We start from the raw sequence: 14,367 nt of genomic DNA, 5'->3' as shown, positions 1-14,367 counted from the left end.
GCGGGGGCGACGAGCGCGGACCAACGAAACCGTCGCCGGCCTCAGGCGGTCGCTTCGAACTCGCGCCGGAGCGCCGATTCGAGGTTGTCGAGTTCGCGGTCGAGGTTGCGCTCGAAGAACGCCTCGACGCCCGGCAGGCGGCCGTCGACGGTGAACTCGTTGACGAGTCGACTCCCGCCGTCGCGTTCCTCGATGGTGTGTTCGCCCGTCACCCGCATCACCCGCGACTTGCCGACGAACTTCACGTGCGTCGGCTCGTCGACCTCGATGTCCTCGGTCTCGACGGTCACCGTCGAGCGGACGAGCGGAATCGGGAGTTCGAGATACCACGTCGCGTGGCGGCCGTCGTCGGCCACGTCGAAGCGGTCGACGACGCTGATAGCCCCCGCTCGCTTGGCCGGGTCGGCGATGAACTCCCAGACGCGCTCGCCGGGAGCGTCGAACACGAACGTTCGTTTCACGCGGACGGTCATGGGATACCATCACACCTCCACAGTAAAAAGCCGTGGAATCGCCTCAGCTTCGGGTGACGCGCCACGTCGTCGAGCGGGCGCGTCCCCACTTCTCGATTTCGACGTCCTCGGACTTCTCGGCCAGCCGCGGCAGGCGGGACCCGACCTGCTTCGCGGTGAGACCGATGGCTTCCGCGATGTTCTTCGCCCGGAAATAGCTCTCTCCGCGGCTGACGCTGTCGCGGAGATAGGCGAGAATGCGTTGTTCCTCGTCGGTGTACTCAGTCATCCTCGGACCGTCTAGGGAATGGGCGTTATTAACGGTTACCCGTGTTCCTCAACGTTGATAGCTACTGGAACAGATGCGCGCCGGAGACGGCGAGCGAGGCCGCGATAATCGCCAGCATAAATCCGAGCGCCTTCGTCAACTGGTCCGGTCCGGCGACCATCAGCCCTGCGCCGACGAGCGTGAGCACGCCGAACAACGCCGCAAAGCCGATGGACTTGTCGGATTGCACCGTCTTGGTTTCCATGTTTCCGACCTTCGCGGGTGCGCACTTAGTTCATTCGACACCGCCTGTCGTGGGGCGACGTGACGAGGGCCGAGACGTGTGGGAGCGCCCTCAGGGCCGCGTCGCGCTCAGTCGTTCGACATATGTACCACCAGTCTCGTGTGTCAACAACGATGGGACTGAGATCCGCGCTGCTCGGCGGCAGACTCCGTATCGCACTCGTCGCGCTGGTGGTCGTCGCGGCCGGCGTCGGCGGGGCGTTCGCGGCCGGCGTCATCGGCGCGCCGAGCGTCGACCGAGTCGACAATCGGTTCGCCGGCGTCAACGAGACGGCGACCGTCATCGACACCGACCTGTACGTCTCGAACCCCAACCCGCTGTCGGCGAACCTCTCGGGGCTCGAAGTCGACTACGGCGTCGAGATGAACGGCATTCAGATGGCGACGGGGGAGAAAGGCGGCGTCGCTATCGGACGGGGGACCACGGCGGTCCCGCTCCGGACGACGCTCGAAAACGAGCGCATCCCCGAGTGGTGGGTCTCGCACATCCGGAACGGCGAACACACCGACCTCGCCGTGGACGCCACCGTCACATCTGAGACGCTCGGCCGGACGTTCGAAGCGCCCGAGATATCCCGGAGCATCGACACCGACCTGCTGTCGGCGTTCAACTCCACCGAAACCCGCGAGATAAACGCGGAGTCGCCGGTCGTCTCCGACCCCGTCTTGTACGTCAACGAGACGAGCGCCGAGTGGGGCGAGTCCACGGGCGAGCGCACGGCGCTCGAACTCACGTTCGTCGTCCACAACCCCAAGCCGTACCCGATTGCGGTCTCCGAACTCGGCTACGACATCTCCATGAACGACGTGGACGTCGGCGAGGGGACGACGAACTCCGAGTACGTCATCTCCCCGCGGTCGACGGAGACCATCGAGGCGACGACCCACATCGAAAACGACAGGCTCGACGAGTGGTGGGTCTCGCACCTCGAACGCGACCAGACGACCGACCTGCGCATCGACTTCTACGCGAACCTCGACGCCGGCGGCACGACCCTCCGCGTCCCCCTCGACCCGCTGACCTACGAGAAGACGTTCGAGACGGACATCTTCGGGAACAAGGCGGCGTCCGGCGGAGGAGAGACGACGGACGAAACGACGGCGACCGAGACGACCGCGGAACCGGCGACCGCGACCGAGACTGCGACAGAGACTGCGACGACCGCGGCGACGGGGGAGACGATGACCGCGACTGCGACCGACACCGCGACGACGACCGCGACGGACGGCGAGACCACGACCACCGACGACGGCCTCCTGTAGCGGTCCCGCCCCGCGGGCCGGAGTCGGTTCGCCGTTCGACCGCCGGGACTACCGAAGAATCGTCGGTGAATCCTGACTGAGCCGACAACTCTTTACCGTCGGCTGCGATAGTCGAGGATATGACACGGAGTACCCACGCTCCTGATCGAGTTCTTCTCCCGTAATGAGAACCCTGTGTCCGTCGAGAGCGACGACGAAACCATCGTCGTCTCCTTTGGCGACCAGTCCTGTGAACTGTCCCGAGACGCCGCCGCCGACCTGCAGGAGGCCATCGGTTCGGCGCTGACCGAGAAACGGGAGTTCTTCCGCACGGCCGGCGAGTACCGCCGGGACGGCAGTTACGTCGTCTCCCGCCGCGGCGCGGACTCCACCGGCAACGCGAAGGTGTTCGCCAGTTTCGACGAACTGCGCCGCCTGTACGACCGCCTGCCCGAGCGCTTTACCGCCGAGGACATCGGCCGCACCGGCATCACCGGGTCGCGCCGCCACATGATACTCCGGCACTTCGGCGAGCATCCCGGATTCGACTGCCGCATCGCCAGTCGGAACCCGCTGACGGGCGAAAAAGAGTCGTCCGAGACCGAAAACGGCGAGGCGATGGAAGTCATCGCCGACTGAGCGCGACGGCCGCGGCCGCTTTTCGGTTTCTCAGTCTATCGTGACGTGGTCCGACTCCTCGTTGAGCGCGAGGTTCGACGCGATTTCGGCGTTCCGCATCGCGTACTGCGCGGTCTGCTGGAGGCTCACCAGCACCTCGCGAATCTGGAGGAGCTTCTGGTTTTCCATCTCCGGGAGGTCGTTGAGGATGTCGCGCTCGCGGTCGCTAATCTCGCGGAACAGCTCTCGGCACTCGATTGTGAGGTCGTAGTCGCGCTCGACGACGGCCCGCACCGCGGTCGTCGTAATCTCGTCGACGTGGTCCGTGAACTCGCGGATGCGCCGCATCGTCGACTGGTCGACGTCGATGGTGTGGCCCTCGGCGTCCATGACGATGTTGGCGATGTCCTCGGCGTTGTCGGCGGTCAGTTCGAGGTTCTTCGCCACCGAGCGGTAGCCGATGAGCGGGAAGCCGGAGTCGAGACCGACCGCCCGCGCGAGGTTGGGGTTCTGGTAGGACGTGAAGATGAGTCGAAGCAGGAGGACGAAAATCTTGTTCGCCTGCCGCTCGCGGTTGAGCGCCCGCTGGGCGAGGTCGGGGTTGCCGTGGGCGAGCGCCTTGACGGCCTCGCCGCGCATCGTGCTGCCCGTGTTTTCGAGTCGTTCGAGCAGGTTGTCGAGGGTGAAGTCCTCCGCGTCGACCGAACAGCGAATCGCGATTCGCTCGGGCGTCTCCTCGATGACGCCGAGGCCCATGAGCTGGGTCTCGGCCTTGTAGACGGCGTTGATGTGGTCCGAATCGAGCGCGCCCTCGCTTTTCTCGATGTGGATGACGCGCCGCCCGAGGACGTACTGCGCCACGATGGCGCGTTCGAGCGCCTCCGCGTTCAGACTGTCGGCGCGAATCGTCGCCTTCGAATCCTCGGTGTTGACCGACTCGGGGAGAACGGTCAGCGTTCCCTTACCGCTCGTCCGAATGGTCACCTCGTCGCCCTTCTCGACGTTGTGTTCCTTGGCCCACTCCGCTGGAAGCGTCATCGCCAGCGTGGAGGGACCGAGACGCTGGACTTTCCGGGTTTCCATGGCAGTCAGAACCCATCCAATGACCTTAAATCTCACTATATTACACCCTCTGTGAATAATGGATAGTGGGTTCCATTGCACACGATTCAAAATATTAAATCATCCACGTCCTCCGGCTTCGAGTGGGGGGACAGAACCGTCCCGTAGACCGGCGTATTAACCGCGAATTTCTGCAGAACGTCGTCGATACGAGCAGATTACACATATCCAATCGGTTCATAACTTTACGACGTCGAATCCATACAATAATCGCCTCCTAACGCAGAGAATCCCGGAGGTGAAGGGGCAACTATGGTATCGACAGCCACACGACAAGAGATGGAGGGAATGCTCGGCCAGGTCCCGAGTTGGATGGAGAACTTGGCGGAACCGGCGAGCGAACACAGTTGGGGACTCTTCCGCGACCTCAATTTGGGGACCGACACCGAGTTGGCCGCGCGAGAGAAGGCGCTCATCGGGGTCGCCGTCGCGGCCGCGATTAACTGTCCGTACTGCACCTACTTCCACACGGAGGAGGCGCGGTTGAGCGGCGTCGCGGACGCGGAACTCAAAGAGACCGTCAACCTCGCCGCCGACACGAAGTACTTCTCGACGATTCTCCACGGGAACGAGACCGACCTCGACGAGTTCAGAACCGAAACGGACGAAATCGTCGAGCACATCATGGAGCAGCAGGCGGCCGCGGACGACTGACGAGACAGCCGAGGGGGCGTCCTCCCGCTCGCGTCCTCCCGCTCGATTATTTTCCGCTGGCGCTCCGGTTCGAGCCGGTCACCGAATCGGACGCGACCGATTCCCGCCCGCTCTCCGCGCGATCCAGCGACCGACTTCGACCCCCGGCAGCGGCTTCGCCAGCGCCGCTCACTCGATTTTCATCATCCGGCGTTCGACGCGGCCCACCCGGACTTTCGTCCACCCGCGGAGGTCGGCGTCGAGGTCGGGGTCGTCGGTGTCGACCCGGAGGACCGGAATCGCGTCGAGCTTCGACCGCGAGGCGACGACCGACACGTCACAGCGGCGAATCACCGCCGGGGAGAGTTGCGGGTTGCCGCGGCCGAAGACGAAGCCCTGTCCGCCGATGGGCGTGACGACGATGACGTTCTCCTCGCCGAGGGTATCGAGGATGTCGGCCTCCGTCGCGTCGCGGGCGAGCACCTCGCCGTCGCGGTAGACGTCGACGCCGAGCGGCGACCCGTCGATACCTAACTCGGCTTTCACCGCGCCGACGGTGCTGCCGGGGCCGAGGACGTACGTGACGCCCGTCGTCGCCCGGATGTCGTCTGCGACCCCCGCGGCGAGCGCCTCGACCGTGCCGCCGCCGGTCTGTTTCGACGACTGGAGGTCCTCGGCGACGGGGACGCGCGCGACCGCACGAAGCTCCGGCCTGACCTCGCCGGCGCGGTAGTCGTCCTCGTCGATGTCCATGACCTCGCGGGCCTCGGTCCGCTCGAACGACGTGACGACGTGGGCCGCGTCCTCGGGCGAGACGGCGAAAACGGAGGAGTAGACCTTCACGCCCGCGGGGACGCCGAGCATCGGCACGTCGGTCCCGTCGAGCGCCTCGGCCACGTCCGCCGCGGTGCCGTCGCCGCCGACGAACAACACGAGGTCCGCGTCGGCGGCGACGAACGCCTCGACGGCGGCGATAGTGTCGGCGGCGCTCGTCTCGTCGCCGGACGGCTCGCCGAGCACCTCGGGGTCGAAGCCGGCGTCTCGGGCGGCCGCCGCACCCATCTCGCCGCCCCACGCGAGCAGTTCCGCCTCGGGGGCGGCCTCGAAGAGCCGGGCGAGCGCCCGTCGCGCCCGCCCTGGCGACCGCGGCTCCGCGCCGCGCGCTCTGGCCTCCGCGACTTTCCCGTCGGTTCCCTTCAGGCCGACCCGGCCGCCCATCCCCGCGACGGGGTTGACGACGACACCGATTCGCATGACTGAACGAACCCGCGCCCGGGGGAAAAACGACGCGGTAGTCGGCGGGGGACGACTGGGCCGCGCCCCCGCAGATTCTCGGACGGACACGCCGCGACAACTGTCGCCAGAACCTCACCGTTTAAGAACCGGACGCCGGAACTGTCACCTATGATTCCGCTATCAGCCAGCGAGCAGGTGTTGCCGACCTCGGAGACGGCCGCGACCGTGCTTCTCGTGGGGATTCTCATGACCGCCGGGTGGCTCTGGTACCTCCAGCGCTGACCGTCGGTCCTACGCTTCTTCGTACGGCTCCACGCGCGCTTCGAGCCACGCGGCCGCCGATTCGACCGCCTCCTCGTCGGCCCCGGCGAGTTTGATTCTGACGTGGTCGCCGGGGTAGCTCCCGACGGTCACGTCGAACGCCGATTGGACGGCCTCGAACCGCTCGATGAGCGAACTCTCCGGCTCCGACGTGTGGACGAACCGGACGTGAGTCCGCTCGCCGGCGAACTCGTCGGCGACCCGGGCGAACATGGCTTTCATCTCGCCGGGGACGCCGGGGAGCACGTACACCGAGCCGACGACCGCGCCGGGCGCGACGCCCTCGTCGTTCGGGAGCATCCGTGACCTCGCGGGGAGGTCGGTCGTCCCCTCCACGAGGTCGGCCGCGGAGTAGCCGCCGTTGGCCTCCAGCCACTCCTCGGCGTCGGCGTTGCGCTCCAGCGCGCGCCCGAACGCGGCCGCGACGCCCTCCATCGTCACGTCGTCGTGGGTCGGACCCAGCCCGCCGGTGACGACGACGGCGTCGTACTCGGCGTGGTACTCGTTGACCACGCGGGCGATGTCGGCGACGCGGTCGGGGACCGTCGTCACGCGCTCGACGGAGACGCCCCGCGCTGTCAGTTCCTCGCAGAGCCACGCGGCGTTCGTGTTGACGGTGTCGCCGGCGAGGAGTTCGTCCCCGACGGTGACCACGGCGACTTGCATACTCCGAGGTAGCGGGCTGTAAGGCAAAAAAGCGTTCACACCGGCGAACCGAGTCGGCCGACCGACGCCGCGTCCGTCGGGCGTCCCTCAGCGGTCGTCGTCTTCGACGTCCAAGCCGAGTTCCTGTCGGCGGTCGCGGAGCGCCTGAATCTGCCGGCGGTAGTAGAGTATCCCCGCGCCGCCGACGAGCACCGACACGGCCGCGACGGCCGCGAAGATGCCGAGGTCGCGCTGGAGATAGAACTGCACGACGACGTTCCCCTCCGTCACTTCCTCCCACCGGATGTGAAGCCGGTCGTCGACGACCTCGGTGTCGTAGCCCGACGGCTGGACCGAGCCGAATATCGGGAAGTCGACGCGGCGGTCCGCGGGGAGGACGACCTCGTAGCTCCCCTCGACGAAGACGGGAAGCGAGAACCGCTTCGGCGTCGAGGTCGAACTGAACGCGATTTTCCCCTCGGTCCCGGCGTCCGCGGGGAGGGTGACGTTCGTGATGCGGTCGTTCTGCGTCACGTCGCCGCCGCGGGCCTTCAGTTCGGTCCCGTTGACGACGGTCCCGTTTTCGTAGCGGTAGCGGACCGCCTCGACCGAAAGCGGCGTCCGACTGCCGAAGCCGTCGAACCGGTAGAGTTCGACCGAGGAGCTGTTCACGTCGTATACGGCGCGGAACCGGCCGTTGTCCTGAACGGTGATGTGCGCGTCGGCATCGGCGGTCCACGCGTAGTCGCCGTCGGGCGCGGCGTCGAGGCGGTCGTTCGAGACGCTGGAGGTGCCGCCGAGACACCCGGCGGTCACGAGGAGGAGGGCGAGCGCGGCGATACCGACGAGGAGTCGCCTGTTCATCGTCTTACTGGCCGATGACGCACTTCAGCTCCGACGGGAGGTACGAGCCGATGCTCGCGAGGAGGCCCGGCGGGTCGGTCTCGTCCCGGCAGACGATGCTCTGTTCGAGGAGGCCGAGGCGCTCGACGGTCACGATGTCCTTCGCGTGGCCGGCGCGGTTGACCGTCGCGCGGACCTCGCCGCGGGTCGCGCTGTTGACGTTGACGCGACCGCTCCCGCGGGTCCAGTCGTAGAGGCGGTCGACCTGCTCGTCGGCCAGCCGCGAGGGGCCCTCGTCGCCGCCGTAGACGAACGTCAGCGGCATGTGCTGGACGAGGCCGAAGCGGTCGCGAATCTGGGTCGCGGAGCCGCGGCCGAGGCCGAGTTCCTCGGTCGGGATGCGCACCTCGATGCCGGCGTCGAGGACGAAGCCGTCGTCGTCCCAGTGTTCGAGCGTGCCGACGTAGGTCTCGCCTGCCGAGAGGTGCGGCGTGACTTCGCCCCACTCCTCGCGGAGGACGTTGCGCGCGACCGTCTCGTCGTCGCCGGAGACCGTCACGGAGATGAAGCCGTCGTCGCGGACGCCGATGTCGTACTCCACGTCGAGGTCGCCGATGTCGTTGGCGACGAGCGAGGTGAGGCTGTCGAGCGCCCGCTCGCGGGCGTCGCCGTCGATGTAGCACTTCGTTGCGAGAACGACCATTCAGTTCGTCCCCGTCACTTCGACGTTGAGCTCGTCGCGGAGCTCCTCGATGCGTCGCTCCATCGCGTCGACGAGGTCGTCGTTGTCCATCGGTTCGAGCGGCGCGCCCGTCTCGGGGCACTGGAAGCCGTGCTCCATCGCCTCGGAGAACTCGAAGCGGATGCCGGCGGGTTCCGAGAGGTAGAACTCGTGGTCGCGCTCGTAGTCGAGGCGCTCTTCGAGCGCGTCGAGGAGGCGGTACATCTCCTCTTCGAGGTTCTCGGGGATGTTCTCGTAGTGGAAGGTCCAGAGGTAGGTGAGCCAGCCGGAGTCCTCGTCGCGGACGCGACGGTACGACGCGAGGTCGTTCTCGTAGAGGATAAACAGCGCGCGGCGCACGTCGTTGAGTTCCAGCCGCAGCTCCTCGGCGAGTTCCTCGTCGGTGACCTCGCCGTCCGGGGGTGCCGCCGCGACCGGCATCCCGGTTGGTCCGACCAACTCGTGGAGGTACTTCTGGATAACAGGGTCGTTCAGTAACTCCTCAAAAGCCATTGTGCGAAATGGCGTCAGGAACGCCATTAAGTCTTATTACTCCCGGGCAGCGGAGAACCGCCAGCGGGCGCGCCGACGCGCCGATTACTCCTCGTCGGCCGGGACGACTTTCTTGCCCGTCGCCATCGGAACCACCCGGTTTTCGGCGTCCTCCCACTCGCGGTCGAGTTCGCGCCCGTCGAACAGGCGGTCGAGGAACACCGCGAGCCCCGCCACCTCGGAGTGCGGCTGGTTCGTGACGCCGACGTTCCAGTCGGCTCCCTCGTACACCTCGAAGGGGACCTTCTCCCCGCCGACGACGACGAGAAGCGGGTCCTCGGCGTGCGCCTCGCGGATGTCTTCCTCCACGTCCTGAACGCGCTCACCGTACATCGTGAGGTGGACGACCGTGCCCTCCCAGTTGCGGATGACGCCGTTGAGCGCCTCGGTGAGTTCGACCTCGAAGGGGCCGCCGAACCGGCCCGTGATGTCCTCGACCGTCTCCATCGAGTGGCCGGCGTTGTCCGGGAGGATGACCCGGTCCGCGCCGAGCGCGCGGGCCGTCAGGCCGACGTGCGTCGTCATCCGGTCGTCGCGCCCCGGTCGGTGTCCGTACCGGAGGACGGCGACTTCGGGTTCGTTGTGCATGTCTCTCCGAAGACGGCGGGGGCAAGTGGCGCTTTCGGAACGCGGGCGGCGGGGCGGAGGGGAAACGGACTTATCACTCGGTCGAATCATCTGACACATGTCGCTGGAACTCTCCGACAAGCGCGTCCTCGTGACCGGGGGCGCAGGACTCGTCGGCTCTCACCTCGCCGCGCGCCTCTCAGAGGATAACCACGTCGTCGTCGCCGACGACCTCTCGAAGGGGAACCGCGAGCGGGTCCCCGAGGGCGTCGAGTTCGTACGGGCCGACATGACCGACGCCGACGACGTCGCCGAGGCCGTCACCGACGACCTCGACATCGTCTTCCACTTCGCGGCCTACACGGACACGAACTACGGCAACCCCCGACAGCTGTTCGAGGAGAACACCGAGATGACCTACAACGTCCTCGAACGGATGCAGGAGGTCGGCGTGTCGAACATCGCCTTCACCTCCTCGTCGACCATCTACGGCGAGGCCCCGCGGCCGACCCCCGAGGACTACGCCCCCCTCGAACCCATCAGCATCTACGGCTCCTCCAAACTCGCCGACGAGGGCCTGCTTTCGACGTTCGCCCACTCCTACGACTTCACGGTCTACATGTACCGCTTCGCCAACATCGTCGGCCCGAACCAGCGCGGCAACGTCATCCCGGACTTCATCGAGAAGCTCCTCGAAGACCCCGAGACGCTCGAAATCCTCGGCGACGGCCGCCAGGAGAAGTCCTACCTCCACGTCGAGGACTGCATCGACGCGATGTGCCACGTCGTCGAGCACGCCGACCGCGACTACAACGTCTACAACCTCGGCACGCGGACGACCACCTCCGTGACGACCATCGCGAACATCGTCGCCGACGTGCTGGACCTCGACCCCGAGTTCGAGTACACCGGCGGCGACCGCGGCTGGACCGGCGACGTGCCGAAGATGCGCCTCTCCATCGAGAAGCTCTCCGCGCTCGGCTGGGAGCCCGACGGGTCGAGCGACGAGGCCGTCCGCCGCGCCGCCGAGGAACTCGCCGAGGAGCTTCGCGCCGAGTACGAATAACGGCGCTCGGTAGCCGCGGCCGACAGCCGCGACCACGGCCGTGACCCGCGGCCGACGTCCGGGCGACTCCGACGGCCCGCCCCGGAGCGAGCCACCTTTCTACCGCGACTCCCTACCCCGAAGCGTGCAGGTCGTCGGCTACGATACCGGAACCCCCGCGCTGTTCGTGAGCGCGAGCGGCGGCGTCGACTCGGTCGCGCTCGACCCCGGCACCGAACTGGACTACCGCCTCGGCGAGCGCCACTGCGCGGGCACCGTCCACGACGACCGCCACGTCGCCTGCGACAACGACCGCGCGCCGTACTGTTCTGACCACCGCCACACGTGGGTCTGCGCGAAGTGCACGGGGACCTGCCTGAAAGACGAGATGGACTGCTACGAGGACCACGCGGTCTACCTCGCGGCGTTCGCCCCCGACACGTTCAAAGTCGGCGTCACCCGCGAGTGGCGGCTCGACACCCGCCTGCGCGAGCAGGGCGCGGACCGCGCGGCCCACGTCCGGACGTTCTCCGACGGTCGCGTCGCCCGCGAGTACGAGGCCGAACTGGCGACCGAGATTCCCGACCGCATCCGCGTCCCGACCAAAATCGAGGGGTTCGGCCGGTCGGTCGACGCCGCGGCGTGGGACGACCTCCTCGCTCAGTTCGCCCCAATCGAGACGTTCGCGTTCGACTACGGCCTCGGCCTCGACGGCTCGCCGGTCGCGGAAACCGTCGTCACGGGGACCGTCCGCGGCGTGAAGGGGCGCGTGCTCGTCCTCGACCACCGCGGGACGACCTACGCGGTCGATATGCGCGACCTCGTCGGCCACGAACTCGAAGACGGCGGGACCGACCGCGACCTCCAGTCGAGCCTCGGCGCGTTCGGGTAAGCGGCGCGCTTCTCAGAGACCGTCAGCACTTTCCGGGAGGACGGCCAATCCGCTCTCATGGCTGACGACGAACCCGCAGACGAGACGCAGACGCCCGACGAGGGCGACGACGGCGAAGAGGAGAAGTCGTTCCGCGAGCGGGTCGAAGAGATTCGACAGCGCCGCGAGGAAGAGCGCGAAGAGGGCGAGCGACCCGACCCCGAAGAGATGATGGGCGGCGGCCCCGGCGGCATGGGCGGCGGCGGCAACCCCTTCGCGCAGATGATGAGCGGCATGATGGGCGGCGGCGGCCCCGGCGGCATGGGCGGCGGCGGCCCCGGCGGCATGGGCGGCGGCGGCGGTCCCGGCGGCATGGGTGGCGGCCCCGGAAGTATGGGCGGCGGCCCGCGCGACCCCGAGCAGGGAAGCGGCAGCGACGAACAGCTCGTCCGCGAGGTCCGACAGCTCCGCGACGAGGTCCGCGACGTGAACCGCGAACTGCGCCGCATCGCCGACGCGCTCGAAGACCGCGACTGACGCGGTTTCGCAGTCGGTCTCGTTGTTTTATTCCGACGCCACTCGCTCGTAGAGCGCCGCGAGCCGGTCGACCGAGCGGTCGACGCTCACCTCGTCGCGGCGGTCGAGACACCGCGCGCTGAGTTCCTCGCGCTCCGCGAGCGCCCGCCGAATCCCGCGGCGGAAGCCGTCTAAATCCCCGGACTCGTAGTGGTAGCCGGTCACGCCGTCGAGGACGGTGTTCTCCAGCGCGCCCTCGTTGACGCCGACGACGGGCGTCCCGCAGGCGTTGGCCTCCAGCGCGACGAGCCCCTGCGTCTCGACGGGGCTCGGGAAACAGAACACGTCGAGCGCGGAGTAGAGCCCCGGCAGCTCCTCGCGTTCGAGGAACCCGAGAAAGCGGGCGTCGACGCCGAGGTCCTCCGCGAGCGCGGCGAGCTGGTCGCGGGCGGGGCCGTCGCCGCCGAAGACGAGCGTCGCGTCGAGGTCGGCCGCGGCGCGGACGAGTTCGTCGAGGCGCTTCTCGTAGCCGTGTCGCCCCGTGTAGCCGATGAGCGGCCCGTCGCCGAGTTCGTGGCGGCGGCGGAACGCGGCCCCGTCCGCGGGCTCGAACCGCTCGACGTCGATGCCGTTCGAGAGGACGACGATTTCGGACTCGACGCCGACCTCGTCGGCGAGGCGGCGCTCCGCGTCCTCGCTGGGGACGATGACCGCGTCGGCGCGGTCGAAGAACCACCGCTCGTAGCGCTCGGCGGTGCGTTCGACGCCGCGTTCGATAGCGCCGACGGAGCTGAGATACTCGGCGTACTCGCCGGTCGGCGTGTGGTAGCTCGCCACGAGCGGGAGGTCGCGCCGGCGGGCGAGCCGGAGCCCCGCCAGACCGAGGCCGAACGGGGTGTGAGCGTGGACGACGTCGACGTCGTCGACGGCCCTCGGAATCCGCGGCGCGCCGATGCGGACTCCCTCGTAGAAGGGGAAGGGGAGGCTTCGGACGCCGAACTCTCCCGGCTCGGGGTCGTAGTCGTCGTCCGCCGGGAACACCACGTCCATGCGGCCGCCGCGGCGGTCCCACCGCTCCCGCCACGTCTGAATCGTGTAAGAGACGCCGTTGACGGTCGGCAAGTACGTGTCAGTGAACGCGGCGACCGACTGCATGGCCGTTCGTGCGACCCCGACAGGATAAACCGTTGTGACTTCTCGCAGGAATGTTGTGTGTTACCGTGCCTGTTGCGTCCGGTGGCCGGTTATCTCGCCAGTCAGTCGGCGAGTCGTCCGGACAGCGCGTCCTCGTACGTCTCGACGAGCCTGTCGCCGACGCGGTCGAGGCTGTGTTCGGCGGCCGTCTCGCGGGCGTTCTCGCCGAGCCGCCGCCGGAGGTCGGGGTCGCGGGCGAGCAGGTCGAGCGCCCGGCGGAACTCCGCGTCGGTCGAACACTTCAGGCAGTCGTGGCCGTGGGTGTAGAACTCCTCGAACACCGGGATGTCGCGGAGGACGACCGCCTTCCCGCAGGCCATCGCTTCGAGGACCGCGATGCCCTGGTTCTCGTTTTTCGTCGCGAACAGGTAGACGTCGCCCGCGCCGAACGCGCCGCGGACGTCGTCTATCCAGCCGGTGAACGTGACGTTCTCCGGGGCGTGTTCGACCCAGTACCGCACCTTCTTCGAGGCGTGCGGGCCGGTGTCGTAGGGGCCGAACCACGCGAAGTCGTAGTCGGTCTCCTGCGCCAGCGTGCAGAACGTCGTCAGGCCCTTGCGCTCGAAGACGTTGCCGACGGTGAAGACGGTCATGCCGTCGAGGTCGTACTCCGCTCGGTACTCGTCGCGGAGGTCCTCGAACCCGTCGAGCGCGTCGGTGTCGACGCCGTTCGAAATCGCGCGAATCGGCGCGTCGACCGGGTAGGATTCGAGGGTTCGCTTCGTGTACTCGGAGGGACAGAGCACCACGTCGGCCTGCGAGTAGAACCACTTGAGGTACCTCCCGAGGGCGGGGGCGACCGCGGTCGACCCGCGGAAGCTCTCGGCGAAGTCCTCGCGGGTGACGTGCGAGTGGAGGACGAGCGGGATGTCGTTGCGGTTGGCGTGTCTGGCCACGGCGAGCGAGCCCGGGCCGATGAGGTTGCAGTGGGCCACGTCGTAGTCGCGGACGACCCCGTCGCCCCGCAGGAGGCTCGCGGCACCCGCGGCGACCGACTCGGGCCACGGGGAGGTGACGACCTCCACGTCGGTCGTGGCGAGGGCCGCCCGCTGCTGGTCGGTGGCGGTGCCGATGCCGCTACGGTCGAGCTGCGAGGCGAATTCGAGGTAGTTCAGGACGCGCACAGTCGCCGTTTTTCGGGGCGGGGTATCACAGTACCGGCTTCGGTCCCCCGTTGTCGGTCCCGCGTCGCGGTTCGGAACGTCTTTGTCCGGGCCG

The 14,367-nt window shown here is 67.8% G+C and carries 18 protein-coding genes; 6 read left to right on the top strand and 12 right to left on the bottom strand.

Annotation, left to right across the window (positions count from 1 at the left end; all coding sequences use genetic code 11):
- Window positions 1-41: 41 nt before the first annotated feature.
- The 3 genes from FY251_RS02925 to FY251_RS02915 all read right to left on the bottom strand — a co-directional run bounded on the left by FY251_RS02925 (window position 42) and on the right by FY251_RS02915 (window position 985).
- Window positions 42-473 (bottom strand): SRPBCC family protein, encoded by a 432-nt coding sequence (locus FY251_RS02925; RefSeq protein ID WP_089778346.1) that lies wholly within the window; start codon window positions 471-473, stop codon window positions 42-44.
- A gap of 43 nt (window positions 474-516) precedes the next feature.
- The gene (locus tag FY251_RS02920; protein ID WP_089778348.1) at window positions 517-741 is read right to left on the bottom strand and encodes a hypothetical protein; all 225 of its coding nucleotides are present in this window, start codon (window positions 739-741) and stop codon (window positions 517-519) included.
- A gap of 61 nt (window positions 742-802) precedes the next feature.
- Window positions 803-985 carry a hypothetical protein gene (locus FY251_RS02915; RefSeq protein ID WP_089778351.1) on the bottom strand — a complete coding sequence of 61 codons (183 nt, stop codon included), beginning with the start codon at window positions 983-985 and terminating at the stop codon, window positions 803-805.
- A gap of 152 nt (window positions 986-1,137) precedes the next feature.
- Between FY251_RS02915 and FY251_RS02910 the strand changes: the two genes are divergently transcribed.
- Both FY251_RS02910 and FY251_RS02905 read left to right on the top strand, forming a co-directional pair.
- On the top strand, window positions 1,138-2,286 hold the full coding sequence (locus FY251_RS02910; RefSeq protein ID WP_148413367.1) for an LEA type 2 family protein: 1,149 nt from the start codon (window positions 1,138-1,140) through the stop codon (window positions 2,284-2,286).
- A gap of 174 nt (window positions 2,287-2,460) precedes the next feature.
- Entirely contained in the window at window positions 2,461-2,904 is a 444-nt protein-coding gene (locus FY251_RS02905; protein WP_148413366.1) for a hypothetical protein, read from the top strand.
- 30 nt (window positions 2,905-2,934) lie between these two features.
- Here FY251_RS02905 and FY251_RS02900 read toward each other — a convergent pair whose 3' ends face one another.
- A complete protein-coding gene (locus tag FY251_RS02900; protein ID WP_004970831.1) occupies window positions 2,935-3,966 on the bottom strand; it encodes a phosphate uptake regulator PhoU in 1,032 nt (343 codons plus the stop codon).
- A gap of 318 nt (window positions 3,967-4,284) precedes the next feature.
- On the opposite strand from FY251_RS02900, the gene FY251_RS02895 reads away from it, so the two are divergent.
- Window positions 4,285-4,659, top strand: coding sequence for a carboxymuconolactone decarboxylase family protein (locus FY251_RS02895; protein WP_187367337.1), 375 nt, complete (start codon window positions 4,285-4,287; stop codon window positions 4,657-4,659).
- A 168-nt stretch (window positions 4,660-4,827) separates the two neighbouring features.
- On the opposite strand, the gene FY251_RS02890 is transcribed toward FY251_RS02895, so the two are convergent.
- The 6 genes from FY251_RS02890 to FY251_RS02865 form a co-directional block, all read right to left on the bottom strand.
- On the bottom strand, window positions 4,828-5,892 hold the full coding sequence (locus FY251_RS02890) for an ATP-NAD kinase family protein (protein ID WP_148413365.1): 1,065 nt from the start codon (window positions 5,890-5,892) through the stop codon (window positions 4,828-4,830).
- A gap of 273 nt (window positions 5,893-6,165) precedes the next feature.
- Entirely contained in the window at window positions 6,166-6,861 is a 696-nt protein-coding gene (locus tag FY251_RS02885; protein ID WP_148413364.1) for a molybdopterin-binding protein, read from the bottom strand.
- An 87-nt stretch (window positions 6,862-6,948) separates the two neighbouring features.
- The gene (locus FY251_RS02880; protein ID WP_148413363.1) at window positions 6,949-7,704 is read right to left on the bottom strand and encodes a DUF5803 family protein; all 756 of its coding nucleotides are present in this window, start codon (window positions 7,702-7,704) and stop codon (window positions 6,949-6,951) included.
- Window positions 7,705-7,708: 4 nt separating this feature from the next.
- A complete protein-coding gene (locus tag FY251_RS02875; protein ID WP_148413362.1) occupies window positions 7,709-8,386 on the bottom strand; it encodes a DUF2110 family protein in 678 nt (225 codons plus the stop codon).
- Window positions 8,387-8,917, bottom strand: a complete 531-nt coding sequence (locus tag FY251_RS02870; RefSeq protein WP_058567252.1) for a transcription factor — start codon at window positions 8,915-8,917, stop codon at window positions 8,387-8,389.
- Between the two features lie 84 nt (window positions 8,918-9,001).
- The gene (locus FY251_RS02865; protein WP_148413361.1) at window positions 9,002-9,544 is read right to left on the bottom strand and encodes a tRNA (cytidine(56)-2'-O)-methyltransferase; all 543 of its coding nucleotides are present in this window, start codon (window positions 9,542-9,544) and stop codon (window positions 9,002-9,004) included.
- A 97-nt stretch (window positions 9,545-9,641) separates the two neighbouring features.
- Between FY251_RS02865 and FY251_RS02860 the strand changes: the two genes are divergently transcribed.
- The 3 genes from FY251_RS02860 to FY251_RS22405 all read left to right on the top strand — a co-directional run bounded on the left by FY251_RS02860 (window position 9,642) and on the right by FY251_RS22405 (window position 11,976).
- Complete coding sequence (locus FY251_RS02860; RefSeq protein ID WP_148413360.1) at window positions 9,642-10,589, top strand: NAD-dependent epimerase/dehydratase family protein; 948 nt, start codon at window positions 9,642-9,644, stop codon at window positions 10,587-10,589.
- Window positions 10,590-10,713: 124 nt separating this feature from the next.
- Window positions 10,714-11,460, top strand: coding sequence for a DUF2797 domain-containing protein (locus tag FY251_RS02855; RefSeq protein WP_148413359.1), 747 nt, complete (start codon window positions 10,714-10,716; stop codon window positions 11,458-11,460).
- A gap of 57 nt (window positions 11,461-11,517) precedes the next feature.
- Window positions 11,518-11,976 (top strand): hypothetical protein, encoded by a 459-nt coding sequence (locus FY251_RS22405; protein WP_187367322.1) that lies wholly within the window; start codon window positions 11,518-11,520, stop codon window positions 11,974-11,976.
- A 27-nt stretch (window positions 11,977-12,003) separates the two neighbouring features.
- On the opposite strand, the gene FY251_RS02845 is transcribed toward FY251_RS22405, so the two are convergent.
- Both FY251_RS02845 and FY251_RS02840 read right to left on the bottom strand, forming a co-directional pair.
- Complete coding sequence (locus tag FY251_RS02845) at window positions 12,004-13,110, bottom strand: glycosyltransferase family 4 protein (protein WP_148413358.1); 1,107 nt, start codon at window positions 13,108-13,110, stop codon at window positions 12,004-12,006.
- A 101-nt stretch (window positions 13,111-13,211) separates the two neighbouring features.
- Window positions 13,212-14,273, bottom strand: coding sequence for a glycosyltransferase family 4 protein (locus FY251_RS02840; protein ID WP_148413357.1), 1,062 nt, complete (start codon window positions 14,271-14,273; stop codon window positions 13,212-13,214).
- Window positions 14,274-14,367: the final 94 nt, after the last annotated feature.

The organism is Haloferax sp. KTX1 (genome assembly GCF_902410085.1).
GTDB lineage: Archaea > Halobacteriota > Halobacteria > Halobacteriales > Haloferacaceae > Haloferax > Haloferax massiliensis.
The sequence above is the reverse complement of the archived record's forward strand: the minus strand, read 5'-3'. Positions and strand labels throughout refer to the sequence as shown.